Source organism: Glycomyces lechevalierae (genome assembly GCF_027622945.1).
GTDB classification, from domain to species: domain Bacteria; phylum Actinomycetota; class Actinomycetes; order Mycobacteriales; family Micromonosporaceae; genus Glycomyces; species Glycomyces rutgersensis.
The window spans coordinates 251,322-276,999 of sequence record NZ_JAPZVQ010000001.1 but is presented as its reverse complement, the minus strand read 5'-3'; the positions used below and the strand labels follow the sequence as shown (position 1 = coordinate 276,999).

The following is a 25,678-nucleotide window of genomic DNA, read 5'->3' as shown; positions in this document are numbered from 1 at the left end:
ACGTGCGGCACCTGCCGAGCGGCCGCCGTCCCCTTGGGCGGCCGCCCCGCACACCGCTCGGCTCGGGACTCGGAGCGGGCCTCGGCCCGAGCCGAAGGCCGAGGCGAGCGATAATCGAGTGAGACACAAGGGAGAGCTGAGCATCTTGACACGGAAACGACCGACGATCCACGACGTGGCCGAGGCCTCGGGCGTCTCGCGCGGCACGGTCTCGCGTGTCCTCAACGGCAAGTCGAACGTCTCGCTGTCCGCGGAAGCCGCGGTGCGGCGCGCGGTCGCAGAGACCGGATACGTCGTCAACCGGGCCGCGAGGAGCCTCAAGACCAGCCGCACCGGCTCGATCGTCATGGTCCTCTCGGAGCCGCAGGAGCGGCTGTTCGAGGACCCGAACTTCTCGGTGCTCATGCGCGTCGCCACGAACCAGCTCGCCGAGCGCGACATGTCGCTGGTGCTCATGATCGCCGGCGACGACGGCGGCCGGGAGCGGGTGGCCCGCTACCTGCGCGGCGGCCACGCCGACGGCGCGCTGCTCATCTCCACCCACGCGGGGGACCCGCTGCTCGACGAGATCGAACGGGCCGACGTGCCCGCGGTCGCGCAGGGCGCGGTCCTCGGCCGCGAATCGGTGATCCCGTACGCGGCGGCCGACGAGCGCGGCGGCGCCCGCGCCATGGCCGAGTACCTGGTCGAGCAGGGACGCCGCAAGATCGGCATGATCACCGGCCCGCTCGACACGCCCGGCGGCTCGCTCCGCCTGGAAGGCTTCACGAGCGTCCTGGGCCGCAAGGCCGGGAAGCAGATGGTCGTGCACAGCGACTACACGCAGGCCGGCGGCGAGGCCGCCATGCACCGGCTCCTGCAGAACGTGCCGGACCTCGACGCGGTCTTCGTCGCCTCCGACCTCATGGCCGCCGGGGCACTCCAGGCGCTCCACGCGGCCGGACGCCGCGTCCCCGAGGACGTCGCCGTCGGCGGCTTCGACGACTCGGCCATCGCCTCGGCGACCCGCCCGGCCCTGACCACCGTGCGCCAGCCCCTCGCGAAGGTCGCGGAGGAGACCGTGCGGCTCCTCATCGCCCTGCTCGACGACGAGGCAGTCGAGCCGGTGATCCTCCCGACCGAGCTGGTCATCCGCGACAGTGCCTGATGAAGACCAGGCCTGATCGAAGCCGGGCCTGATCAAGGGCAGAGCCAGGCCTGAGCCGGCGAACGACCTGGGCAAGGACGAAGGCGGGGCGCCCCGGTGAGGTGGGCGCCCCGCCTTCGCGGTGCATGGCATGTGACATGTGATGTGGTACCGCCTCTCGCCGTGAGCGGTGTGCTCAGAGCGAGGCCTTGCCGGTCCGGTGGCGCACCGGGACGGGCTCGGGGATGTTGGCGGCGAGCGCCGTGATCGAGCCGGCGGCGACGAGGAACAGCCCGACGGCCGCCACGACTTCGCCGACGGCGAGCGAGCTCGCGGGCAGGTCTTCACTGATGAGGAGGTCGGTGCCGTACATGATCATGGCGCCGGCGAGCGAGCCGAAGGCCCACACCGAACGGGTCTCGTGCGTGTGCAGCGTGAAGTACAGCGCGCACCACACGACGAGCAGCAGCATGAGCGCGAGCGACAGGACGTAGGTCTTGGTGTCGGGCTGGACGCCGTCGACACCGGCGAGGTGCCAGTAGTCGAGCGAACCGCCTCCGGCGGTGTCGACCCAGGGCATGAACATCGAGCCGACCATGAGCACCGAGCCGCCGAGGGCGGCCAGGCCGCCGACGCGGGAGTACGGGGTCGAGGGCGTGCGCTCCATCTTCCACCTCCGGTAGAGATCCGATGATGTCTCAAGCGCACCACTGCGATTGTCCAGCGTCAACGTTCTTGACGGGTTCTTGACGTGAAACGGACGGGTCTGTCGGGAACCGGACAGATCAGCCGTGTTCTCACATTCGTTTCGCGAGTCTGGCAAGGTGCGCGTGCGCGTACTCGCACACCACGGCGTGCCGGTACACCGCGTGCGGGACGTCGGTGTTGGAGTCCGCGCGGATCGAGAGGTCGCCGTTCTGCCAGCGCAGGAACGTCGGGTCGCCGGTGAGGTCGGCCAGGATCGCGAGGATCGAGTCGTCGAAGCGCATGGAGTGCACGGCCCGCCGGTACTCGTCGGGGGTCAGGCACGCGGCGAACGGCAGGTTCATCAGGCACAGCGCGGTCTGGATGTCGAGCCGCATGAGCCGGAACCGGTGGGGTTCGGGGTCGAGCGGCGGCATATCGAGCCCCTCGAAGTCCAACTCGGCGAGCGGCCGGGCGGGCGTCATGTCGAGGGCGGCGAGCACTTCGTAGACGTTGATGTCGTGCTCGATGACGGCCCGGTCGCCGAGCCCGGCGAGGTTCACCGGCCGCAGCGCCACCGGCTCGATGCCGGTGGCGGTGTTGCGGACGATGAAGTTGAGCAGGTTGGTCTCGATCACGAAGTGGCGGATGAGCAGTTCGACGGCGAGCGGGGAGACGAAGCGGCGCAGGAACCACAGGCAGAGGCGGTCCATCAGCCGGTGGGCGGTCCAGCGCACCGGAGTGAGGCGCTTGAGGGCGACGATGACGAGGGCGAGCACGCGCGAGACGGGCCGCAGAACCGGGTAGATCCAAGTGCGGGTCCATCGCCGCTGGTCGTCGGTGACCATGCTGGCGACCTCGGGTTCGAGGGGCATGGCGGGGTCGGCGATCATCGCGTCCCACATGGGCGGGTCGGCGAGCGGCCCGCCGGCCGGCTTAGACATGGTCGAGTTCTTCCAGTTGGAGGGCGTAGAGGCGGGCGACGACCTTGGCGGTCTTGACGATGGCGTCGGCGGCCGCGGCGTCGACGCGCGGCGAGTCGAGGATGGCCTGGAGTTTCGCGAAGTGGTCGTCGTCGGCTTCGCCGTGGTAGGCGAGGAAGCTGACCTGGTCGTCGCGCAGCCGCAGGGTCTCCTTGAAGCGGGCGGCCCATTCGGAGGCCTTGCCGGTGCCGAGGCCTTCGATGATGAACATGGCGCCGAGGAGCCCGATCGGGTCGGGCTGGCTTGCGGTGTGGAACATGTACGCGGACAACGCTTCCGAGCCGATGTTCTTCTCGCCGGAGCGGATGTCCTCGATGGAGCCGCCGCAGGCGGCGTAGTCGCGTTCGATCATCATGAAGTCGCGGTGCTCTTCGGCGGCGTGGCCGATGGCGGCGCTGCGCAGGTCGAACAGGTCGACGGAGAAGTTGGAGGCGGCGCGGGAGATCCAGCGGGCGCCGTCGGCGACCTGCTGGCGGAGGTTGAACAGGAGCCGCCGGTAGTCCTCGATGGTGGCGGTGCCCTCGCCGAGGCGGTGCATGACGGGCACCTGGTCGAGCCGCTGCTCGAACTCCTGCCACACGGCGGCGAGGCGGTCGTGGACGCTCTCCGAAGCGCTGTCCGACCGTGGTGCGACACGGGTGACGACGGCAGTCGCCGCTCGCATCGTCGGGACTGCCGCCGCGGCAGGGGTCTCCGCTGCGGCGTCCACACAGGTCAGATGGGCGAACCCGAAGGTGAACCGGCCCGATTCGGGCACGGCGAGCAGGATGGTCTGGCCGGGTTCGAACCGGCCGGTGCGCCAGCATTCCTCCAGGGCGATGAAGATCGAGGCCGCGCCGGTGTTGCCGCGCGTCTCGAGGTTGGAGAACCAGCGGTCCGTGTCGATCTGCGCCCCGGCGGAGGCGAGCTGATCGAAGACGATGTCGCGGAAGGCGTTCGTCGAGTAGTGGCACAGCACGTGGTCGAGTTTGCCGAGGTCGATGAGGCCCTCGCGGGCGAGCGACTGGAACTCGCGCAGCCCGGCCTCGGCGAGGGCGCCGAGCGCGCTCGTGTCCTGGCGCAGCAGCATCATCCCGGCCTGTTCGGCGGCGGAAGCGCTGCCCATGTCCTGCCAGGTGCGCCCGGCGGCGGGGGAGGGGCCTTCGCCCATGCCGGCGCGCATGCACACCTCGTGGGCGTGGGCGAGCGAGACGGTGCGGACCCAGTCGACGCGCAGCGAGGGCCGGTCGGGGCGCGGCTGCGCCTCCACCAGGACCGCCCCGGCGCCGTCGGAGAGCATCCAGCGCAGGAAGTGCGCGTCGGCGTCGCCGCCTCCCGTGAACCGTGTGCCGCGCAGCCATCGGCTGGAGAGCTCGCTGCCGACGACGGCCGCGCGGCGCCGGTCGCCCAGGCGTACTTTCGCCACGGCCGCATCGAGGGCGGCGAGGCTGGAGGCGCACACGCCGGCGGCGGAGAGCACCTGCATCGGCCCGCCTCCCAAGCGGCCGTGGACCATCGACCCGAAGCCGGGCACGAGCAGGTCGCCCTGGGTGGTGGCGGTGGCGAGCATGTCGAGGTCGGCGGCGCCGAGGCCGCGTTCGTCGAGGGCGGCGTGAAGGGCGTTGGCGGCCAGCTCCTCGTTCAGCTCGGTGGTGTTGCCGTGCGCGTCCATGGCGTAGTGGCGCTTGGCGATCCCGTTGGCGGCCAGGATGCGGCGGCGCAGCCGGTCGCCGCGTTCGTCGACCCCGCCGAGGCGCGCCGCGATCTCGTCGTTGCCGACCGGGGGACCGGGGAGGTACGCGCCGGCGGCGGTGATGTAGGCGTTCATGCCTCCATTGGACAAGGCGCGGAGGGGTTCGCGCATCGGCGCTTCTACTCAAAAAGCAGGTCCGAAAGTACTCAGTCGCCGGATGCTCAGTCGCCGTCGATGCCCTGTTCGATCGCGTACCGCACGAGCTGGGTCCGGTTGTGGAGCTGGAGTTTGGTGAGGATGTGCTGCACGTGGTTCTGGACGGTCCGCTGCGAGAGCACCAGTCGTTCGGCGATCTCGCGGTAGCTCAATCCTTTCGCGACGAGCCGCAGCACCTCGGTCTCGCGCTCGGAGAGCTTCGGCCGCTCCTCGACGTCGGCGTTGGCGAGCCGCCGGTACTCGCCGAGCACGAGCCCGGCCAGGCCCGGCGTGAACACGGCGTCCCCGGCCGCGACCCGTTCGACGGCGTCCGCGAGTTCCGCCGCCGAAGCGGACTTGACGAGGTAGCCGCGCGCCCCGGCCTTCATCGCTTCGAGCACATCGGACGATTCGCCGCTGGCCGAGAGGATGAGCGCGGCCGTCGGGCAGTCCTCGCCGAGCGCCTGCAGCACGGTGACACCCGAGAGGTCCGGGAGCTGGAGGTCAAGGATTGCCACGTCGGGCCGGAGCCCGCGGATCGCGGTGAGCGCGGCCTTGCCGTCGCCGAGGACGGCGAGCACGCGGTGCCCGGCGGCGGTCAGGTCGCGGGCGATCGCCTCGCGCCAGATCGGGTGGTCATCGACCACAATGAGCGTCGCCATCGGCGTCCCCTTCCGTTCTCGGACGCGGCACCCGCATCTCGATCTCCGTGCCGATGCCCGGTCCGGACACGACGGTGACGGCCCCGCCGAGTTCGCGCACGCGGCCCTCGATCGACTGCGCCACACCGAGACGCCCCTCGGCGGCGGCCTCGGCCAACCGGCCCGGTGCGATGCCGGGCCCGTCGTCGCGCACGCTCACCGTCACGGCCTGCTCGTCGTCCTCGACGAGCAGCCACACGCGCGTCCCGTCCGGGCAGTGCTCGCGCACATTGTCGACCGCGCTCGCCACCGCCGCCGCGACCTCGCGGGCCGTCGCGGCGGGCAGCCGCACCGGGGTCGCCGGGGCCGCCACGGTCACGGCCTCGCCCGCGTGCCGTCCGACCAGTTCGCGCAGGTCTCGCCGCCCGTCGAGGGGGTGCCGGTACGCCTCGGAGGAGATGAGCGCCCGCAGCGCCTCCTCCTGGCGTCCGGCGAGCCGCCCGAGTTCGGCCGCCTCACCGCCGATCTCGTTGCCGCGCCGCTGGACCAGCGCCAGCACCTGCAGCACGGAGTCGTGGATGTCGCGGGCCAGCCGCTCGCGTTCCCTCGCGGCGGCGGTGCGCTCGGTCGCCCGCCGCGTCCGCTCCTCGGCCTGCACCCCGAGCCGCACCAGGTGCCCGACGGTGAACCCGGTGAGCACCAGCAGCGCCGCCTCGTTCACGGTGTTCTCGCTGATGCCGCCCCGGAACACCATGCCGAACACGGCGATGACGCCGCCGGCGACGGCCCCGCTGCGGCGGCCCCACGCCGCGCCCCACGCGAGCACGACCCCGGCGAGCCACGGCCCCAACGAGATCGGCACCGCCCGTCCGTCCACGGCCAGCGCCCACGCCGAGGCCGCGACGGCCAGCGCGGTCACGGCGAGGTCGGCGTGGACGACCAGGTCCTCGTACCCCTTGCGGGTGTACCGGTAGCTGACGGCGGCCGTCCAGGCCACGAGCGCGAGCACCAGCACGGGTGCCGCGACCGGGTGCGCGAGGTCGTCGAACGCCAAGGCGCCCAGGAGCACCGGATAGCCCAGAGCGGCGAACCGGAACACCGCGATCGCCCGCCGCAACTGCGTCTGCAAACCCACCCGCGCATTCTCCCAGGCGCGTGCGAAGCACACGGCCCCGCGCGGAACGGGAGTTCCCTCCACAACCGCCGCTGGACCCAGGTCACTACAGTTGCGGGCATGTCCTTCTCCAACCCCCGACCCGCCTCGATCAGCGTCGACTTCGGCACCTCCCATACCGTCGCGACCATCCGCCGGGCCGACGGTCGCGTGCACCAGCAGTTGTTCGACGGCTCCCCGCAGCTGCCCTCCGCGGTGTTCATGAACGACGAGGGCGGTCCGGTCGTCGGCGCCGACGCCGTCCACTCGGGACGGCGCAAGCCCGACCGGTACGAGCCGAACCCGAAGCGGCGCATCGACGACGCCCAGATCCTCCTCGGCGAGACCGAGATCCCCGTCACCAGCGTCATCGCCGCCGTCCTCTCCCGCGTGGCCCGCGAATGCGAGCAGACCCTCGGCACGCTCGGCCCGGTCACCGTGACCGTGCCGGCCGCTTGGGGCCCGACCCGCCGCCACGTCGTCGCGGACGCCGCCACCGCCGCCGGACTGGGCACTGTGGACCTCGTGGCCGAGCCCGTCGCGGCCGCGAGCTACTTCGTGGAGACCCTCGGCGCGAACGTGGCGCCGGGCAGCGGCGTCGTCGTCTACGACCTCGGCGGCGGCACCTTCGACGCGACCGTGCTGCGCCGCGCCACGACCGGCTTCGACGTGCTCGCCGTCGACGGCGCGGACGACCTGGGCGGCCTCGACTTCGACCAGGCGCTCGCCGAGCACCTCGCCGCGACCGTGCATCCGGCCGGCATGAGCGACGCAGCCGAGCGCTGGGCGCGGCTGACGAACCCGACCGAGCAGGCCGGCCTGCGCCACCGCACCGCCTTCATCGACGAGGTCCGCCAGGCCAAGGAGCGGCTCTCCCGCAGCGCCTCGACGGAACTCACCATCCCGCTCCTCGACGTGGACGTCCATCTCACGCGCGAGGAGCTGGAGCAGGTGTGCACGCCGCTCGTCGAGCGCACCATCCGCGTCACGCAGGGCGTGATCCGCGAATCGGGGCTCGCGAAGGAGCAGATCGCCGGGCTCTTCCTCGTCGGCGCGGCGAGCCGCATGCCGCTCGTCGCCACTCTCCTGCACCGCGAGCTCGGCATCGCCCCCTCGGCGATCGAGCAGCCCGAACTCGCCGTCTCCGAGGGCGGGCTCGTCGCCCAGCACACGATCAGCACCCCGATCTCGGTCCCCAGCCCGGCCCTGCCGCCGCAGACCGCGACCCCGGTCGTCGCGCCCGTGCCGAGTCCGGTGAGCGCCCCGACCGGCCAGACGATGCGGCTCCCGCATCCTTCGGCGCCCCCGATGGCCTCGCAGCCGACGGCGCATCCGACGACCTCGCAGCCGCCGGTGCATCCGACGGCCTCGCAGCCGACTCCGCAGGCCATGCCGGGCGTCCCGCCCCAGCCGTACACCCAGCCGCACCTGGCCCCCTCGCCGCCGCCCGGCCCGTACCCGACGGGACCCGTCGCGCCCCAGAGCGGCCCGTGGATCAAGTCGAAGCAGGGCGTCCTCGTCCTCTCGGCCGCCGCGGCCGTCGTCGTGATCGCCATTGCCGCCGTCGTCATGCTCCCGACGGTGCTCGCCGGACGCGACAACGACAATCCGAGCGACGCATCGGGGACCACGCAGAGCGACGACGCGACCGAGGCGGGCGCCGAGGCCACTGAGGACGACACGGACGGCTCGGCCGGGACCGGCGACGAGGACGGCCCCGTGCCGCTCGCCGAAGCCGTCCAAGGCGACCTGGTCGCCACGATGGCCTCCCAGCACGTCGGGGCGATCACGCAGGTCGAGGTCGCCCAGCTCGACGGCGCGAACGTCGTGCTCACCGGCGGCGAGGACGCGATCGTCCGCATCTGGGACCCCGCGGACGGCAAGCTCATCGACGACTACCGCGGCCACGAGGGCCCGATCACGAGCCTCGGCGTCGTCACCGAATCCGGTGGACGCGTGGCGGTCTTCTCCAGCGACGGCACCACCGACGACACCTGGTACCTCGACGACCCGGGCACGCCCGTCGCCGACCGCGACTCGCTGTACGACTCGATCTACTGGTACGGCCTGTGGGACGGCACGCCCGCCTACGCCACGGACTACGAGGTCAAGCAGTTGTTCACCGGCAACGTCATCACGGACATCTCGACCTCCTACGGCGAGGGCCTGCAGCTCGCGGACGTGGGCGGCACCCTCCGCGCTGTCACCTACTACGAGAACCGCGTCGTGGTGACCGACCTGGCCACCGGCGAGCCCGTGGGCGGCACGTTCGACCAGCTCGCCTACGACATCCTGGCGCTCGCGGCGGGCCAGGCCGCCGGGAAGAGCCTCGCGGTCACCGTCACCGGCGAAGGCACCATCCAGGCCTGGGACCTCGCGACCGCCGAACCGTACGGCCAGCCCGCGCAGGAGCTCTACCAGACCGTGAACGCCCTCCGCGTGATCGAGATCGACGGCAAGGCCGTAGTCCTCGCCTCCGGCGACAAGGGCCTGAGCCTGTTCGACCTCGCGACCGGCGCGCAGATCGGCGAGAGCTTCGCCGAGCACACCACCGACGACGCGATCACCGCCGTCGAGGTGACCGAGATCGACGGCCACCAGGTCGTCGTCACCGGCGCCACCTTGGGCGAAGTCGAGGTCTGGAGCCTCTAGACGTGCAAAGGCGCGGGCCCGGTCGGGGCCCGCGCCTTCCGCTGTCAAGAACTAGGAATCCGCTGCTCCACGGCCTCGGCCGGAGCCGCCGCCGTCGGGTCGCTCATGCGAGCCAGGTTCCGCTTGCGCACCAACCGGATCGGGACGATGACCGCCGCGGCCACGAGCGCCGCGAGGGGCAGGAACGGCAGCAAGATGCCGATCACCACCGAGATGCCGACGACCAGGCCCACCGCGCCCTTGAAGCCGACGACGATCCCGTCCCAGAACGAGTCCGGACCGTCATAGCCCGCCGCCTCCTCGGGCGCTGAGGGCGCGACGATTGTGAAGTCGATGGTGGACAACGCGACCCGGTCCTGCAGATCCTCCAACTGCGCCTGCAACGACGCCAGTTCCCCTTCGCGCTCGGCGAGCTCGGCCTCCAGATCGAGGATGGCCGTCACCGAGGTCGCCTCGGCGAGGAGCCCGCGCACACGCTCGACGCTGGCGCTCTTGGTCGCGATGTACGACTCCAGGTCGACCGTCGCCTCGGTGACGTCCTCGGTGGTCACCGCCCGGTGCCGCTCGGACTCGCCGAGTGCGGCGAACGCGTCCATCGCCTCGGTGAACCGCTCCGAAGGCACGCGCAGCACCAGGTGGGCGCTGCTGTAGGAGGCCTCCTCACCGGTCGCGCGGTCGCGCTCGTCGGCGGTGACGAACCCGCCGAAGGACTCGGCGAGGTCCCAGGCCTCCTCGGCGGCGGCCTCGGGGTCGGCGTCCTCGATCTCGAGCGAGGCCTCGTAGACGATCGCGCGCTCGCCGGTGTCGAACTGCGGGTCCGCGGCGCCTTCGGCGGCGTCGTCCTGTCCCTCGGCGACGTCGGCGGCCTCGGGCTCGGCGAGTTGCGAACCACTGCCGGAGTCGTCGCCGGAACCGGCGCAGCCGAACAGGAAGAGGGACGCCGCGGCGAGCACCGCGGCGGATTTGAGGGATCGCATGGTCAGCCTCGCAAGGGGTGTCGGAATGGCGGCGAGGGTGCCGCCCAGTGTCTCCAATGGTCTTCCCGCTGAGTCACGAATCGAGCGCAGTGCCCTCTCGATAAGGGAGGAACGGCCTTCGGCGCCTATGAGACGTCCACGGAGGGCGGCGCGTTCCCGTTCACTCGCCGGGTCCCTGGAAGCGAGGCGGGCCGTGAAATCTGTTGCAATATACTTGCAATAACCGCGGCGGCGTGTGACATGTGATATGCCACCGCCCCTACTAGAGCAAGCCCAAGAGGGAGACCGATTGGCGGATGAGGAGACACCGGTGACCGACCACGAGCACGACGCCCCCGGCGAGCACGGCCGGGTGCACCCGATCACGCAGTACGGCGAGCCCGTCCTGCACCGCGCCTGCAAACCCGTCGAGGCCTTCGACGACGCGCTGGCGACCCTGGTCGAAGACATGTTCGCGAGCATGTACGCGGCCAACGGCGTCGGCCTGGCGGCCAACCAGATCGGCGTCGACGCCCGGGTCTTCGTGCTCGACTGCGAGGACGCCGAGGGCGAGCGCCACGTGGCCGCCGTCGTCAACCCGGTGCTCCACCTGCCGCCCGCGCCCCGCGAGCTCATGGTCGACGACGAGGGCTGCCTGTCCGTGCCCGGCGCGTTCGAGGACACCCCGCGTTCGGCCACCGCCGTCGTCGAAGGGTTCGACGCCGAGGGCAAGCCGGTGCGCATCGAGGGCAGCGGGACCCTGGCCCGCTGTCTCCAGCACGAGTACGACCACCTCGAGGGCACGGTCTACGTCGACCGCCTCCCGAAGAAGGCCCGCAACCGCGCCCTCGCCGAGGCCGGCCTCCGCTAGTCCCCGTACCGGAACCAGCGGTTGGCGGCGGGCGTGAACAGGCATACGACGACGGCGACCGGCAGCGCCACGAACGCCATCGACCAGACGCCCGCCATACCCGGCCGCGAACAGGACCCACAGGAGCATCTGCGCGGCGGTGACGGCGTCCGGTCTGCCGACGCGGCGCGCCGCGTCCTCGCCGGACCTTTCGACGGCGGCGGCGGGGGTCTCGTACACGGCGCTGCCTCATCACGGTGAAGGGTCGGCGGACCGGACCACCATAGGGGAGTAGCGCCAGACCCGCCCCCGTCGGACCCCTCTGGCATCATCGGGCCGGTGGACTACCGAGCACTGAAACAGGAACTACGCCAGGCCTACGACGCCGAAGCCGAAGCCCGCGAGGGCATGTCCGACACCCCCTGGAAGGCCGAGGAGCGCGCGCGGTTCGCCGCCCGCCTCCGCGACGCCGGCGCCTCGCGCGTCCTGGAGATCGGTGCAGGGCACGGCATCAGCGGCAGGTACTTCGCCGACGAGGGCTTCGAGGTCACCTGCGTCGACCTCTCGCCCGAACTCGTCGCCCACTGCCGCGCCAAGGGCCTCGACGCGACGGTGATGGACTTCGGCGACCTCGCCTTCGACGACGGGGCCTTCGACGCCGTGTTCGGCATGAACTGCCTCCTGCACGTCCCGAAGTCCGAACTCCCGGTCGTGCTCGCCGAAGTGCGCCGCGTCCTCGCCCCCGGCGGCCTGTTCTACTGGGGACAGTACGGCGGCCAGGACCACGAAGGCGTGTGGGAGACCGACCGCTACGAGCCGAGGCGGTTCTTCTCGTTCTTCACCGCCGAGGCCATCGAAGCCGTTGCGGCCGAGCACTTCGACCCCGTCGAGACGAACCTCGTCCCCCTCGACTCGGACATCGGTGAGTACCAGGGGCTCATCCTCCGCAACCGGTGAAATCGGCGAGCTACGGTTGATGCAGGGCTTGGGGCTGGGCAAACGCCCTGTCCCGCTCTATCCTCGCCTCAGGCCGCCTCACGGCCTTCCCAGGCGCGGAACGGGGGACACGCCATTGTCTGCTGAGCAGCAACAGATCGCCGAACGCATCGCCATCGGCAACGACGGGCGCATGTACGCGACCGAGCCGGGCCGGTTGCGCCGGCTCGTGCGCTACGAACTCGCCCGCGAAGAGCGCCTCGCCCAACCCGAACTGCGGCAGGCCGGCGTCGGGCTCATCGCCCTGGGCGAGTACGCCGAGGCGCAGCGCGTCCTCGCGCTCGCCCTCGACCGGGCCGCGACCCCGCACCAGCGCGTCGCGGCCCTCATCAACCTCGGCGACGCCTACCGCTACCCCGGCGATCTCGCGGCCGCCGAGCCCCTCTACGAGCAGGCCATCGAGATCGCCCGCGCCGAAAGCCCCAACACCCTCCACTTCGCGCTGCAGCACTACGGCAAGCACCTGATCGACGCCCGCCGGCCGCACCTCGCCCTCGAGGTCCTCACCGAGGTCCTGCTCATGCGCCGCAGCATCGGCGACCCGGCCCTGATCGCCTCGACGCAGGACGCTTTGAGCGCCGCCCGCGCGGCCGTCGGACAGCGTACGATCTGATCCCGTCCGCACCGCCGAGCACAGGAGCGCCATGACGACGAACCCCGCCGATCCCGCGCGGCCCGAGGCGATCGGCCTCGCCCGCCTCGCCGACATGCTCCGGGCCGAAGCCGCGAACGGGCTCTACTGGGGCGCCGAACCGGGGGAGGAGGCCCGCCTGCGGGCCCTGCGCGATCACGCCGCCGCCCTGCTCGCCGAGGTCGACCACCGCTCCTACGAGGAGATCCGGGCGATCTTCGCGACGGACGCCCTCCTGCGCACCCCGATCCCGGGCACCGAGTTCCGCATCGACTGCGGCGACGGCTCCCGCCTCGTGCACCGCCGCCGCTTCCGCGCCGACACCCTCGCCCAACGCGTCGAGGCGACCGCCGCCACCCTCCGCACCGAGGTGCCCGCCGAACCGGTCGCGATCGCCGACACCGACCTCGCCGACCTGCCGTGCCCCCACACCTACCTGCTCGTCTACGAGTTCACGACGGACCTCGACGCCGACGCCGCCGAGAAGCTGCTCGACCCGGCCGACCCCGACCTCGCCGGCGACCTGCCGACCTACGCGCCCGCCGCGAGCGCCGTCGTGCGCGAGCGCGGCCCACTGCGCGTCTCCCCGGCGGCCAAGCGGATCCTCGACAACGTCGCCGCAAGCGCCCGGGAATCCCTCGCCGCCGCGACCAGTCCGTACTCGGTCGAACGCCACCACCGCGTCGCCGCCCACTGCGCGCGCACCGTCGAGGCCGATCTCGCCTACCCGCGCATCGACTGCGGTGACCTCGCCGCCCACGGCGTCCCGACCGGCGCCGACGCGGCGGTCTTCGACGACGAGGGCCGCGTCCTCGTCATCAAGCGCACGGACACCGGCCAGTGGGCGGTGCCCGGCGGCGCCGCCGAGGTCGGCGAGCCGGTCGGGCTGGCCGCGGTCCGCGAGGCCTTCGAGGAGACCGGCCTGGACGTCGAGCTGACCGGCCTGTCGTGGGCGTTCGACAAGCGCGACACGAACCTCGGCGACAGCCGCATGCCGATGATCATGAGCTTCACGGCCCGCGAGGCCCGCCCGGGCCAGGAGATCCGCCTCGAGCCGCTCGAGGCCTCCGACCACCGCTGGATGACCGAGGCGGAAGCGGCGGAGGCCGACCTGTTCAAGGGCCACGAACTGCGCATCCCCGTGGCCTTCGCCAAACAGCGGTGAGCGAACGCGAAGGCCCGCAAGCCGATCGGCTTGCGGGCCTTCGCGTCGTCTCTCCCCTCAGGGCGAGTGCCTCAGAAGATCAGGCCGGCGCAGGAGACGTCGATGGCCTCCAGCGCCGCGGCCTCCTCGTCCGAACCGGCCGGGGTGCTGTAGTAGTCGTTCAGGTCGTCGATGCACGCGCGCATCTCCTCCGCTTCGGCGGCGGGACCCTCCAACTCCGCCACCTGCGACTCGGCCGCCTCCAGGTCCTCCTGGAGCTGTGCGATCTCCTTGTCCCGGTCGTCGACGCGCGCCTCCACGTCCTCGAGGTCGCCGCTGGACTTCAGCCACAGCGCGATCGAGACCGCGGCGGCGGCCAGGCCGATGGCCATGACGGTCGCGAGGATCGCCACCACCGGCGACTTGCGGGGCGCCGTCGGTGGCGGCGGCTGCAGCAGCGGCTGCGTCGGATACGCCGGCTGGGCCGGGATCCCTGGGGCCGGCGCCGAGGGTTGGACCGTGAGGGGCGGCTGCGGCGCGTACCCGGAGTCGTACGACGGCTGCTGCAGCGGCGAATAGGAGGGCGGGACGCTCTGCGGGTGCTGGGGCTCGCTCGGGCCGCCGAGGTTGTAGTGCGGGGGCGGGTTGTAGGCCATGATGGGCTCCTTCAGGGGACGGTCGCAGTCCAGGGTAGAGCGGCCGTGCGAATCGACGACCTCACCAGTGTGACGACTGTGAAGCGGGACCGGTCCCCGTCGTTACCCAAACTTGACATCACGACTCTGCACATCACGACTCTGCACATCACGACTCTGCACATCACGACGTGCACATCACGGCTCTGCACCTCACGACAGCGCTACGACAGTCACATCACGACACCGCAATCCACGACACCGCTACGGCAGCGTCCAGAGTGGCGAGGGCGGACGCGATTGGACCCGCGCCCGCCCCGGCCCCCTACACCGCCTTGAGGGTGCCGCCGTCGATCACATGGTCGGCGCCGTGGATGTTCGACGCCCGCTCCGACAGCAGGAACGCCACCAGGTCGGCGACCTCCTCGGGCTCGCCGATGCGGCCCGACGAGATCCCGAACTGGCCGGGGATCGCCTCGAGGAAGTCGCCGTGCGCGACCCCGTACGCCTCCGCGAGCTTGCCGCCGAACCGCTCCTCGTCCCGCCACAGCGACGAGCCGATGACACCGGGGGAGACCGTGTTGACCCGCACGCCCTGCGGCGCGAGCTCCTCGCTCAGCCGCTTGGAGAACGACGTCAGCGCGGCCTTGGCCTCGCTGTAGCCGACGGGGCCGGCCGCCGGGAGATACTTGTTGATCGAGGAGATGTTGACGATCGCCCCGCGGCGGCCGATGATCTCCGGCAGCGCCGCCCTCGTGGTCCACACGACGCTGAACAGGTTGAGGTCGAAGACCGCGCGCCACTGCTCGGCCGGGATGTCGAGGAACCCGCCCACGACCATCTTGTCGACGTCCCCGCCGCCGACATTGTTGACCAGCAGGTCGATCCCGCCGACCGCGTTCACGGCCTCGGCGACGATCCGCTCCGCGCCGTCCTGGGTGGACAGGTCGGCGCTGACGGTCGCCGCGGCGACCTTCTCGAGCTCGGGGGTGATGGTGCGGGCGACGCCGACCACGCGCACGCCTTCGGCGGCGAGGGTCTCGGCGATCGCGAGCCCGATGCCACGGCTGGCGCCGGTGACGAGGGCGGTCTTGCCGTTGAGTCCGAGTTCCATGTGGGTGCCTTTCGTTATTTTTGAACTTGAGGTCAAAAATTGGGTCCGGAAAAACGCCCTCGTGCGAGGGCGTGGGTGTCCCGGGGGTCAGAGGCCGGCGACGGCCGTGTCGATGATCTGGTGCAGGACCGCGCTGTCGTGGGTCTGGACCATGATCCGCAGGCCCACGACCGTGTTCATCAGGAAGTGCGCCTGAACGTCCGCGTCGACCTCCTTCGCGACGTCGCCGTCGCGCTGGCCCTTGCGGATCCGCTCGGTGAAGAGGCGGATGGTCTCGTTGGTCATGCGCCGCACCGCCTCCGTCGCCTCGGCGTCCTTGCCGCCGAGTTCCAGCGCGGTGTTGGCCGCGAGGCAGCCGCGCGGCGCCGGGAGGCTCAGGTCGGTGTCGACCAGGAGCTCCAGGTAGGCGCGGATGCGCTCCTTCGCGGTGCCCGGCTCGTCCAGGAAGTCCCGGGTCATCTCGGACCCGGCCCGCCCGTACAGGTCGAGCGCCTTGCCGAACAGCTCCCGCTTGGAGCCGAACGCGTGGTACAGGCTGCCCTTGCCGACGCCGGTGGCTTCGGCGAGGTCGGCGGGGGAGGTCGCCGCGTAGCCCTTGGTCCAGAACGTCTCCATCGCCTGCGCGACGGCCACGTCCGGTTCGAAGTTCTTCGGCCTGCCCATGCCCTGAACCCTACAACATTGTTGAACCAGAGGTCAACAATGGGGTCGGGGTTTCGCTTCGCGACCGTGAATCCGCTGGTGCGCAAGGGATCCGAACGGTGCGGTGATCGTGCCGTTTCGTACGGTTGCCGCACTTGCCGCGCCGGGCGATACTGGAACCGTGCTCAAACCCCTCGTCATCGCCTCCGACCTGGACGGCACCCTCCTCGCCCCGGACGGTGCCCTCTCCGAGCGGACCCGCGACGCCCTCGCGGCCGCCCGCGCCGACGGGCTGGCCGTCGTCGCCGTCACCGCCCGCACCCCGTACGGCGTGGACATGCTGCCGGACCTCCTGCCCTATCTCGACGGCGCGGTGTGCGCGAACGGCGCGATCGTCTACGACCCGGCCACCCGCCGCATCCGCATCCTCCGCTCGATCCGGGTCTGGCAGGGCCGCAAGGTGGTCGCGGCGATCGCCAAGCGCCTGCCGGACGCGGTGTTCGCGGTGGAGAACGGCACCGGCATCGTCGGCGAGGAGGCCTACCGGGCGCTCGTCGGCAGCTCGAACTGGGAGTTCGCGCCTGATGTGGACGGAGTCTTCAAGCGCGCCAAGCGGGCCGTGAAGATCAAGGCCTACTGCGCGGGGCGCACCGGCGAGGAGATGGCCGCCGCCGTCGAAGGCGCGGACCTGGGCGGGCTCTCGATGTGCCACTGGGGCGACTTCGGGATGCTCGACCTCAACGCGCGCGGCGCGGACAAGGCGTTCGGGCTCGCGACCTGGTGCAAGGAGCGGCGGGTCGGGCCGGACGCGGTGGTCGCGTTCGGGGACATGCCGAACGACGCGCCGATGCTGGCGTGGGCGGGCCGCTCGTACGCGATGGGCGACGCCCACCCCGAGGCCGTCGCGGCCGCCACGGACCGTGCGGCCACCAACGCCGAGGACGGGGTCGCCCAGATCATCGAGGGTCTGCTCGACAGCGACACCGCGGCGGCCGCCTGAGCGGGCACCACTGCACTGAATCGATCCGGAATAACCCGTTGCGGGCCGCCGCCCGGTCTGCTGGACTGGGCGGTGCGCGGCACTGCCGCGTCCGTCTCGCGAAAGGGTTCCAAGATGCGCCAACAGTTCATGTCATTCGAGAAAGGTCACCACGAACTCAAGGACATGACTGCTGTTGCGCACGCTCAATCTCGGAATCCTCGCCCATGTCGACGCCGGTAAGACCAGCCTGACCGAGCGGCTGCTGCAAGCCGCCGGGGTCATCGACGAGGTCGGCAGCGTCGACGCGGGCAGCACCCGCACCGACTCGCTCGACCTCGAACGCCGCCGGGGCATCACCATCAAGTCCGCGGTGGTCTCGTTCGCGCTCGGCGACGCCACCGTCAATCTCATCGACACGCCCGGCCACCCCGACTTCATCGCGGAGGTCGAGCGGGTGCTGAACCTGCTCGACGGCGCGGTGCTCGTCGTCTCCGCCGTCGAGGGCGTCCAGGCCCAAACGCGGGTCCTGTACCGGGCCCTGCGCCGCCTCGGCGTCCCCACCGTCGTGTTCGTCAACAAGATCGACCGCGCCGGCGCCCGCACCGACTCGCTGCTGCGCGACCTCGCCGCGAAACTCGACCCGGCCATGGTCGCCATGGACACCGTGGACGGCCTCGGCACCGCCAGGGCCGCAAGCGAACCGCGCGAACGCGATGCCGCGTTCGCGGAGGACCTGCTCGAAGCGCTCCTCGACGACGACCTCCTGGACGCCTACCTCGCCGACGCCGCGACCTCCCCGAATATCAGTGGTATGTCACATGTCGCGCGTGACGCGGCCCTGGACTCGGCGTTCGAGGCGCGCGTCGCGAAGGCCCGGGCCCACCCGGTCCACTTCGGCTCCGCGATCACCGGCGCCGGCGTCGACGGCCTCATCGCGGGCATCCGCCGCTTCCTGCCCGGCTCGGAGGGCGACGCGACCGGGCCGCTCTCCGGCACTGTGTTCAAAGTGGAGCGCGGCCCGGCGGGGGAGCGGATCGCCTACGCCCGCCTGTTCTCCGGCGCGGTCGCGGTCCGCGACCGCGTGCCCGTCGGCGGCCGCGACGCGAAGGTGACCGGGATCAGCGTCTTCGAGGACGGCGTCGACCGGCCGCGGGCCCGCGCCGAAGCCGGCCGGATCGCGAAGTTCCGGGGCCTGGGGGAGGTCCGCATCGGCGACGCGATCGGGCAGACGCCCCGGCTCCGCACCGAGCACTTCCTGAGGCCCGCCCTGGAGACCGTCGTCGCGCCCGTCCACGAGCCCGACCGACCCGCCTTGCACGCGGCGCTCACCCAACTGGCCGAACAGGACCCGCTCATCGGCCTGCGCCACGACGAGGCCCGCCGCGAGCTGTCCGTCTCGCTCTACGGCGAGGTCCAGAAGGAGGTCGTCGGCGCGACGCTCGCCGAGGAGTACGGCCTCGAGGTCGAGTTCCGCGAGTCCACGGTGATCTGCGTCGAGCGTGTCACCGGCACCGGCGCGGCGGCCGAGTTCATCGCGAAGGCCCCCAACCCGTTCCTGGCCACCGTCGGCCTCGCGGTAGCGTCCTCGGACGGCCCGGGCATCGACTTCCGGCTGGGAGTGGAGCTCGGCTCGATGCCGTTCGCGTTCTTCAAGGCCGTCGAGGAGACCGTCCACGACACGCTCCGCGAGGGCCTGCACGGCTGGCAGGTCGAAGGCGCCACGGTCACCATGACCCACTCGGGATACTGGGCCCGCCAGTCCAGCGCCCACGGCGGCTTCGACAAGAGCATGTCGAGCACCGCCGGCGACTTCCGCAACCTCGTGCCGCTCGTCCTCATGGAGGCCCTCCGCGAAGCGGGCACGGTCGTCTGCGAACCGTTGCACCGCTTCCGCATCGAGCTGCCCGCCGCCGACCTCGGCGGCGTCCTCGCCGCGCTCGCCAAGCTCCGCGCCGTCCCCGAGCCGCCCGAGATCCGCGGCGGCCGCTGCGCGCTCGAAGGCACGATCCCGGCCGAGGCCGTCCACGGACTCGGCCAGCGCCTCCCGGGCCTGACCAGCGGCGAAGGCGTCCTCGAGAGCGTCTTCGAACGGCACGAGCCGGTGAGCGGCCTCGTCCCGGCCCGTCCCCGGACCGACGCGAACCCGCTCGACCGCGAGGCCTATCTCCTCGCAGTCTCGCGCCGCGTGACCGGGGCCTAGGCCTTCCCGAAACCTTCACTCCGAAGTGGAATCCATTGTGTCCCAATATGTTGGCTATTTGAGGAGTTGCACCGCAAATGTATGATTAAGATCCCTTGACCGCCCCTTCGTCCCGTCGGTACCCCCGGTTGGGCGAGAACAGAACGGACACAAGCACATGAAGCGAAGGCTCGTCACCGCGGGCGTCGCGCTGGGGGTCGTCGTGGCCGCCACCGGCGTCGCCACCCTCACCGCCCAAGCCGACCCGATCGATCCGGCCAGCCCAGAACTCTCCACCTGGACTGTCCCGCGCCTCACCCCCGACGAAGCGGCCGAACTCGAAGCGCTCGGCTTCACGCTCGCCCACGAACACGGCGGCGAATCCCACATCATCGGCGACGAGGCCCTCGCCGACGAAGCCCGAGAACTCGGCTACGACCCCGAATTCCTCGACACCGTCTACAAGGACGTGCCGCCCAGCGCCGAGCAGGAGGGCACCTACTACGGCGGCTACCGCACCGTCGACTCATACGAGGCCGACCTCCAGGCCGTCGCCGACGCCAACCCCGACCTCGCCAGCCTCCACGACATCGGCGACTCCTGGCTCAAGACCCAAGGCCAAGGCGGCCACGACGTCTACGCCATCTGCCTCACCAAGATCGCCGCCGGCGACTGCGAGACCGACCCGGACTCCGCCAAGCCCCGGTTCTCCCTCATCGCCCAGATGCACGCCCGCGAGATCGCCACCGGCGAAGTCGCCTGGCGCTGGATCGAGAAGCTCGTGAACGGCTACGGCACCGACGCCGAGGTCACCGAGCTCATGGACACCACCGAGATCTGGGTCGTGCCCGTAGCCAACCCCGACGGCGTCGACATCGTCGCCTCCGGCGGCGACGACCCGATCCTGCAGCGCAAGAACGCCAACGACACCGCCGGAAGCTGCGGCGACGCCATCGGCGTCGACCTCAACCGCAACTCCAGCTTCGCATGGGGCGACGACTCCACCAACCCCTGCTCCGAGACCTACCAGGGCGCCTCGGCCGCATCCGAACCCGAGACCAAGGCCGTCGAGGACTGGCTCCGCGCCCTCCACCCCGACCAGCGCGGCGAGAACCCGACCGACGCGGCCCCCGCCGACGCCCGCGACGTGTTCATCACCCTCCACTCCTACGGCGAGTACATCATCGTCCCGTGGGGCTACACCTCGGACGTCGCCCCGAACGACGCCGGACTGCGCGCGCTCGGCAAGGCCATGTCCGACTCAAACGGCTACTTCGTCGGCACCAACGACGACACCGTCGGCTACAGCACCAGCGGCACCACCGACGACTTCGCGTACGGCGAACTCGGCGTCGCCTCCTTCACCTTCGAGATCGGACCCGACTCGGGCAATTGCGGTGGATTCTTCCCCGCCTTCTCCTGCGTCGACGACTCCCTCTGGCCCGAGAACGAGGGCGCGCTCATGACCGCCGCCCAAGCCGCCGCCGCGCCTTACGCCGGCTAGCGACACGGGTCCCGGCGGTGGGGTGACGCCGCCGGGACCCTCCGGAACACGCGGCTCGAACTGAAGCAGTACCGCTGCGCCGGTTAGAGATACGTGATGCCGTGCGCCTCGGCCGTGGCGTTGAGCGCCGCCGGATCGAGCGCGCCGCCGGCCGCCACCGGACCGCCTGCGGCGAACATGTCCTCAATGACCCGTTCCCAACCGCCGGGGGAGGAGAGCTGCAGCACCCGCGGCGGCGGGGTCGAGCCTGGCCGCAGCGCGTGCGGCACGCCGTGCGGCAGCAGCACGAACTCCCCGGCGCCGAGCGAGTGGGACCCGCCCTCGAAGTCCGCGATCAGTTCGCCCTCGAGCACGTACACGCACTCGTCGGCCGAATGGTGGACGTGGCGAGGAATCGGCCGGGCCACCACGACCTCGAGCACCGACAAGCGCCCCTCCGTGTCTTCGGTGGACGCCTTGACCAGGAAAGCCGGAGGCAGCGGGACCCGCGTCGGCCGCGATTCACCCGTCCCGACCTTCAGAAAACGATGGTTCGACACAGCAGTCTTCCTTTCACTCAACGGGACAGGCGCGCACCACGGCGCCAGACCTCGACTATGGAACGGAGCGCGCACGTCCTCGGTCGGATCGCCCTCCACCAGCAGCAGATCCGCGCGCAGCCCCGCGGCGACCCGGCCTCGATCGACCAGCCCGAAATGCTCCGCGGGCGCGCGAGTCGCCGCCCTCAACGCCTCCTCCGGACGCAGCCCGGCCTCGGTGAGCAGGAGCAGCTCCCGCAGCAGCGCCGCGCCGTGCACGGGACCGAACGGCGTCGCATCGGTCCCCGCCAGCACCGGCACGCCCGCACGGTGCAGCAGCCCGATCGCGGCGGACGCCCGCGCCGACTCCGGCGTCCGCCCCGGACCCGAGGCGGCGGCGGGCCCGGGGCGCAGGTGCTCGGGGATACGCGGCCCCACAAGCGGATCGGCGAACAGCTCCCGCCCGCCGCCGCCCGTAACCGCCTCGATGTACACCAGAGTGCTCACGACGAACACCCCGTGGGAGGCGATCCTCGCCGCCAGCCCTTCCGCCTCCGGGCCCTCGCCGAGGTCGGTGTAGACGTGCGCGAGGCCGTCCACGCCCGCGTCGAGCGCGATCCGCGCGTCTTCGGCCTTCCACACGTGCGCAATGGTCTTCAGGCCATGCGCACGTGCCGCGGTGACGAGCGCCTTGGCGATCTCCGGGGCGAGGACCGGCAACGCCTCGCCCGAATGGGTCCCGTCGTCGAAGACGACCTTGAGGTAGTCGGCTCCCTCGGCGATCCGCGCCTCTACGAACGGCTCGGCGTCGGCGACCGAAGCCACTGGTGTGAACGAGTCGATCGAGTCGCCCAGGAACGCCAGGGCCTCCGGCGTCAGCAGCCGGCTCGGGTGCCCGCCCGGCGGCGTCGCCAGGACCCCGGCGCTGCGGAGGTCGGCGACGGCGTCGCTGCCGCCGGCCAGGGCGCGCTGGCGGGCGAGGTTGTTCGGGAGGCAGAACATGTCCAGTTCGGTGGTGACGCCGAAGCCGACGGCCAGCGCGAGGTCCCCGTCGGCGACGTGCGTGTGGGCGTCGATGAGCCCGGGGAGGAGGGTCTTCCCGGTCCCGTCGACGACTTCGTCGACCAGACCGTCGGTGTCGCCGTCAGGTCCGGTGCGGACGGCGGCGATCCGGGTGCCGTCTATGAGCACGTCGGCGCGGGGGAGCACGGTGTCCCCGGTGAAGACGCGGCTGTTCTGGATGAGGGTGCGCACGAGCGACTCCGATCAATTCGCTTCCGAAAATATCTTCCAGTTGATAGTAAGCTAGAAAACTATCTCCATGCGAATAGAATGTGACGCATGACCCTGGATGCAGCAGAGGACGCCGTCGACCGCTTGCTCGCCGATTGGAAGCGTGAGCGCCCCGAGCTCCCGACCGAGCGGCTCGCGACCTTCATGCGGCTCGCCTACGTCGCGCAGCACGGCGTTGGGCCGGTAGGGAACGAGGCGATCGGGAGGCATGGCCTCCAGCAGGGGGAGTTCGATGTGCTCGCGAGTCTGCGTCGCAGTGGCGCGCCCTACACGCGGACGCCGTCGGCGCTCTCGGCTGAGCTGATGATGTCGCGGGCGGGGATGACCAAGCGCATCGACGGCCTGGAGGCGGCGGGCCTTGTGGAGCGCGCATTGTCGGCCGACGACCGGCGCAGCTTCCAGATCACCCTCTCCGCCGAGGGGAAGCGGGTGGTTGACGCGGCCCTCGAGGACCTGGTGGCGAGCTTCGGCGACCTGATGGGCCGCATGACGAAGCGTGAACAGGAAGGCCTCGACCGAGCCCTTCGGGCCCTCATGCCGCCGAACTGACCCGAGCTCCGACCCCGTCGGGACGGCAATCGGTGATGTCCGCCGCACTGGCGCCCGAACTGAGTTGCCGACGGGGGAGCACGGCATCGATACTCGGGCGGTGAACTCGCTCAAGGTGATCGCCACCGATCTCGACGGGACCCTGCTTCACCGAGGCAACCTCTCGCAACGCAACCACAAGGCCCTGCTCGCCGCCCGAGAGCGGAACATCCTGGTGGTGGCCGTGACCGCCCGGGCCCCACGCGGGGTCCACCGACACCCGGAACTCGCATCGTCCATCGACGCCGCCATCTGCTGCAACGGCGCCATGGTCTACGACTTCGCGGCCGGGGCCACCGCGTTCCGCCACCCCATGCCGATCCCGACCGCCCGCGAACTGCAGCGACGCCTCCTCGACGCGATCCCGCAGGCGCTCTTCGCCATCGAGACCGGCGAAAGCCAGATCGCCCAGGACCCGCAGTTCGAAGTCGGCGTGCACCTGCACGACCCCTGGCGCTTCGTCGACCCGGACGCCGACCTGTTCGACGGCGTCGACACCGTCGCCACCCTTGTGGTCAGAGCCCCGGGATTGGACGCCGCCGCACTGGTCGCACGGGCCCGGCGGGTCGAGATGCCCGGCGTGCAGATGTGGCACTGGGGAAGCTATCCGGAGATCGAGTACAGCGCTCAGGACGCCACCAAGGGCCGAGCGCTGGCGGCCTGGTGCGCCGGGCGCGGTATCGGCCCGGAATCGGTGATCGCTTTCGGCGACATGCCGACCGACGTGTCGATGCTCGCCTGGGCCGGCAGGTCCTTCGCCATGGCGGATGCCAACGCCGAAGCCCTCGCCGCCGCGACCGACCGAACCGCGGCCTGCGCCGACGACGGTGTGGCCCACGCGATCGAGACGATCCTCGATCTACGAGTCACCTAGACGATCGACCGAGGCCGGCGTTCCGGCTCACGCTGCCCTCGTGCCTCGCGCGGTGCAGGGGCCCGGGGCACCGCCAGGGGCGAACGTGCCGGACCGATCGGCCCGGCCTGCTCATTCGCCGTCGAGCGCGCCGACCAGACGCCGGAACGTCCCTTCGACGTCGCCAGGGGTGCAGTCGATCGCCGTCGCGTGCGGTCGCAGCCGCGCGAGCTCCTCGATGCGGTCGACGTACGCGGTGAGACCGGCCTCGCCGTCCCGCAGCGTCTCGCCCGCGTCCACATGGGTCGGATCGGCCGCGAGTCGGGTGCGTTCGGTGAAGCGCCGCACGATGCTCGCTCGGTCGTCGAGCAGGTACACCTCGCAGAACCGGGCCCCGGCCTCGGAGGCCGTCTCGGCGAGGCGTTCGATGAACTTCGACCCGCCCCACGAGTTGCGGCACCACCACGTCATGCCCCGATGCGAGGTGGGCCCGGGCGGCCGCGATCGCGACGGACCGGGCCAGCAGCCCGGCCCTGCCCGCGTCCTCGCGCCACCGCCCGAGCATCCTGCGAACCTTGTCGATGTCGAGGACCAGCGTGAACGGACGGTCCTCGGCGAGCCAAAGTGGACTTGCCGACGGCGGGTGCGCCGTTGAGCAGGATCAGCCGCGCCACGGCTACCGGCACCGGTAGATGATGAGGCCCTTGTTGTATTCGAAGTGGTCGTGCATGGCGAAGTGCGTGTCCAGTTCCTCGCCGATCGCCGCCATGATCGCATCGAACGCGGTGTCGTCGATGTCGAAGAACGAGCGGGTCGAGTCGATGAACGCCAGGAGCGGACCCGGTTCCGGCACAGCGACTGTGCCGTGGTCCTCGAAGGACTCGACCGAGTCGAACTCGGCCTCCAGATAGCCCGGGGCGTTCGCGGAGTTGAAGAGGACGTTGACGCTGTCCACCGGGGGAGCGTCCGGGCCCAGGACTTTCGTGAACGCCCGCTTCATCAGGGCGAAGTAGGCGCCCTTGTCGGTGTCGACGTTGGTGGAGACGAGGAGTGTGCCGCCGGGTTTGAGCACGCGACGGAACTCGGCGACGGCCTTCGCGATATCGGGTACGTGGTACAGCATGTGCATCGCGAGCACCGCGTCGGCACTGGCGTCGGGATACGGGATCGCCTGGGCGTCGGCCACCATGATCGGCGGCTCGACCTCGGCGAGCATCCCGGGCGCGGCGTCGATGCCGACGACCACCGCTTCCGGGTGGTCCCGGCGCAGCCGCTGCACGTACCGGCCGGAGCCGCAGCCGACGTCGAGCACGAGGTGCGGGTCGGCGGGCATGAGTTCGGCCGCGAGGTCGGTCGGGTCGATGCGGGGCGTGCGGTAGTCGTAGATGCTGATGCGGGTCTTGAGGTTCCTGGTGTCGCGGTAGTTGCTCATCGTGCGTTCGACGTCGAAGGTCATTGAGCGCCTCTCTGTTGCGGTCGCTTGCGCGCTGCCGCGGACGGAGCTGAGAGCTGAGAGCTGAGAGCTGACTACGCTAGCGCGCCGGCCGTCCAACTGCGAAATGCATTCACGTGCAACGCCTCCGGGCGGCGATGCCGGTCGAGGACGATTGTCGTAACCCGCGGGTATTTTTGATCCAGGGGTCCATCTTATGTCCGATTTATGGAGACGCGCCGAGGCGCTCACGGA

At 71.1% G+C, this 25,678-nt stretch carries 23 protein-coding genes; 11 read left to right on the top strand and 12 right to left on the bottom strand.

What is annotated here, in order from left to right; translation table 11 throughout:
• Positions 1 to 145: 145 nt before the first annotated feature.
• Positions 146 to 1,147 (top strand): LacI family DNA-binding transcriptional regulator, encoded by a 1,002-nt coding sequence (locus tag O2L01_RS01275; RefSeq protein ID WP_270119696.1) that lies wholly within the window; start codon positions 146 to 148, stop codon positions 1,145 to 1,147.
• Positions 1,148 to 1,322: 175 nt separating this feature from the next.
• Here the strand turns inward: O2L01_RS01275 and O2L01_RS01270 are convergent, their stop codons facing one another.
• The 5 genes from O2L01_RS01270 to macS form a co-directional block, all read right to left on the bottom strand.
• On the bottom strand, positions 1,323 to 1,793 hold the full coding sequence (locus O2L01_RS01270) for a hypothetical protein (protein WP_270119695.1): 471 nt from the start codon (positions 1,791 to 1,793) through the stop codon (positions 1,323 to 1,325).
• Positions 1,794 to 1,923: 130 nt separating this feature from the next.
• Positions 1,924 to 2,754, bottom strand: coding sequence for a DUF6999 family protein (locus O2L01_RS01265; RefSeq protein WP_270119694.1), 831 nt, complete (start codon positions 2,752 to 2,754; stop codon positions 1,924 to 1,926).
• Complete coding sequence (locus O2L01_RS01260) at positions 2,747 to 4,636, bottom strand: 3-oxoacyl-[acyl-carrier-protein] synthase III C-terminal domain-containing protein (RefSeq protein WP_270119693.1); 1,890 nt, start codon at positions 4,634 to 4,636, stop codon at positions 2,747 to 2,749. The genes O2L01_RS01265 and O2L01_RS01260 overlap by 8 nt, the downstream gene beginning before the upstream one ends.
• Before the next feature lie 50 nt (positions 4,637 to 4,686).
• Positions 4,687 to 5,322, bottom strand: coding sequence for a response regulator (locus tag O2L01_RS01255; protein ID WP_270119692.1), 636 nt, complete (start codon positions 5,320 to 5,322; stop codon positions 4,687 to 4,689).
• On the bottom strand, positions 5,297 to 6,436 hold the full coding sequence (gene macS / locus O2L01_RS01250) for a MacS family sensor histidine kinase (protein ID WP_270119691.1): 1,140 nt from the start codon (positions 6,434 to 6,436) through the stop codon (positions 5,297 to 5,299). Before macS ends, O2L01_RS01255 begins: the two co-directional genes overlap by 26 nt.
• Before the next feature lie 99 nt (positions 6,437 to 6,535).
• On the opposite strand from macS, the gene O2L01_RS01245 reads away from it, so the two are divergent.
• Positions 6,536 to 9,106, top strand: a complete 2,571-nt coding sequence (locus tag O2L01_RS01245; protein WP_270119690.1) for an Hsp70 family protein — start codon at positions 6,536 to 6,538, stop codon at positions 9,104 to 9,106.
• A 44-nt stretch (positions 9,107 to 9,150) separates the two neighbouring features.
• Here O2L01_RS01245 and O2L01_RS01240 read toward each other — a convergent pair whose 3' ends face one another.
• Entirely contained in the window at positions 9,151 to 10,083 is a 933-nt protein-coding gene (locus O2L01_RS01240; protein ID WP_270119688.1) for a DUF4349 domain-containing protein, read from the bottom strand.
• Positions 10,084 to 10,330: 247 nt separating this feature from the next.
• On the opposite strand from O2L01_RS01240, the gene def reads away from it, so the two are divergent.
• The 4 genes from def to O2L01_RS01220 all read left to right on the top strand — a co-directional run bounded on the left by def (position 10,331) and on the right by O2L01_RS01220 (position 13,704).
• Positions 10,331 to 10,933 carry a peptide deformylase gene (def, locus tag O2L01_RS01235; RefSeq protein WP_374727652.1) on the top strand — a complete coding sequence of 201 codons (603 nt, stop codon included), beginning with the start codon at positions 10,331 to 10,333 and terminating at the stop codon, positions 10,931 to 10,933.
• Between the two features lie 318 nt (positions 10,934 to 11,251).
• Complete coding sequence (locus tag O2L01_RS01230; protein WP_270119686.1) at positions 11,252 to 11,869, top strand: class I SAM-dependent methyltransferase; 618 nt, start codon at positions 11,252 to 11,254, stop codon at positions 11,867 to 11,869.
• A 115-nt stretch (positions 11,870 to 11,984) separates the two neighbouring features.
• Positions 11,985 to 12,521 (top strand): tetratricopeptide repeat protein, encoded by a 537-nt coding sequence (locus O2L01_RS01225; protein WP_270119685.1) that lies wholly within the window; start codon positions 11,985 to 11,987, stop codon positions 12,519 to 12,521.
• 31 nt (positions 12,522 to 12,552) lie between these two features.
• Positions 12,553 to 13,704, top strand: a complete 1,152-nt coding sequence (locus O2L01_RS01220; RefSeq protein ID WP_270119684.1) for an NUDIX hydrolase — start codon at positions 12,553 to 12,555, stop codon at positions 13,702 to 13,704.
• A 71-nt stretch (positions 13,705 to 13,775) separates the two neighbouring features.
• On the opposite strand, the gene O2L01_RS01215 is transcribed toward O2L01_RS01220, so the two are convergent.
• The 3 genes from O2L01_RS01215 to O2L01_RS01205 all read right to left on the bottom strand — a co-directional run bounded on the left by O2L01_RS01215 (position 13,776) and on the right by O2L01_RS01205 (position 16,095).
• A complete protein-coding gene (locus tag O2L01_RS01215) occupies positions 13,776 to 14,339 on the bottom strand; it encodes a hypothetical protein (RefSeq protein ID WP_270119683.1) in 564 nt (187 codons plus the stop codon).
• A gap of 304 nt (positions 14,340 to 14,643) precedes the next feature.
• The gene (locus O2L01_RS01210) at positions 14,644 to 15,432 is read right to left on the bottom strand and encodes an oxidoreductase (RefSeq protein ID WP_270119682.1); all 789 of its coding nucleotides are present in this window, start codon (positions 15,430 to 15,432) and stop codon (positions 14,644 to 14,646) included.
• An 87-nt stretch (positions 15,433 to 15,519) separates the two neighbouring features.
• Positions 15,520 to 16,095, bottom strand: a complete 576-nt coding sequence (locus O2L01_RS01205; protein WP_270119681.1) for a TetR/AcrR family transcriptional regulator — start codon at positions 16,093 to 16,095, stop codon at positions 15,520 to 15,522.
• 160 nt (positions 16,096 to 16,255) lie between these two features.
• On the opposite strand from O2L01_RS01205, the gene O2L01_RS01200 reads away from it, so the two are divergent.
• The 3 genes from O2L01_RS01200 to O2L01_RS01190 all read left to right on the top strand — a co-directional run bounded on the left by O2L01_RS01200 (position 16,256) and on the right by O2L01_RS01190 (position 20,739).
• Positions 16,256 to 17,074 (top strand): HAD family hydrolase, encoded by an 819-nt coding sequence (locus tag O2L01_RS01200; protein ID WP_270119680.1) that lies wholly within the window; start codon positions 16,256 to 16,258, stop codon positions 17,072 to 17,074.
• Positions 17,075 to 17,249: 175 nt separating this feature from the next.
• A complete protein-coding gene (locus O2L01_RS01195) occupies positions 17,250 to 19,256 on the top strand; it encodes a GTP-binding protein (protein ID WP_270119678.1) in 2,007 nt (668 codons plus the stop codon).
• Positions 19,257 to 19,413: 157 nt separating this feature from the next.
• Positions 19,414 to 20,739 carry a M14 family zinc carboxypeptidase gene (locus O2L01_RS01190; protein ID WP_270119677.1) on the top strand — a complete coding sequence of 442 codons (1,326 nt, stop codon included), beginning with the start codon at positions 19,414 to 19,416 and terminating at the stop codon, positions 20,737 to 20,739.
• Positions 20,740 to 20,822: 83 nt separating this feature from the next.
• Here O2L01_RS01190 and O2L01_RS01185 read toward each other — a convergent pair whose 3' ends face one another.
• Positions 20,823 to 22,511, bottom strand: a complete 1,689-nt coding sequence (locus O2L01_RS01185) for an amidohydrolase family protein (RefSeq protein ID WP_270119676.1) — start codon at positions 22,509 to 22,511, stop codon at positions 20,823 to 20,825.
• Positions 22,512 to 22,598: 87 nt separating this feature from the next.
• On the opposite strand from O2L01_RS01185, the gene O2L01_RS01180 reads away from it, so the two are divergent.
• Both O2L01_RS01180 and O2L01_RS01175 read left to right on the top strand, forming a co-directional pair.
• Positions 22,599 to 23,099 carry a MarR family winged helix-turn-helix transcriptional regulator gene (locus tag O2L01_RS01180; protein ID WP_270119675.1) on the top strand — a complete coding sequence of 167 codons (501 nt, stop codon included), beginning with the start codon at positions 22,599 to 22,601 and terminating at the stop codon, positions 23,097 to 23,099.
• A gap of 100 nt (positions 23,100 to 23,199) precedes the next feature.
• On the top strand, positions 23,200 to 24,012 hold the full coding sequence (locus O2L01_RS01175; RefSeq protein ID WP_270119674.1) for an HAD family hydrolase: 813 nt from the start codon (positions 23,200 to 23,202) through the stop codon (positions 24,010 to 24,012).
• Positions 24,013 to 24,123: 111 nt separating this feature from the next.
• On the opposite strand, the gene O2L01_RS01170 is transcribed toward O2L01_RS01175, so the two are convergent.
• Positions 24,124 to 24,462, bottom strand: coding sequence for a hypothetical protein (locus O2L01_RS01170; RefSeq protein WP_270119673.1), 339 nt, complete (start codon positions 24,460 to 24,462; stop codon positions 24,124 to 24,126).
• Between the two features lie 205 nt (positions 24,463 to 24,667).
• On the bottom strand, positions 24,668 to 25,447 hold the full coding sequence (locus O2L01_RS01165) for a class I SAM-dependent methyltransferase (RefSeq protein WP_270119671.1): 780 nt from the start codon (positions 25,445 to 25,447) through the stop codon (positions 24,668 to 24,670).
• Positions 25,448 to 25,678: the final 231 nt, after the last annotated feature.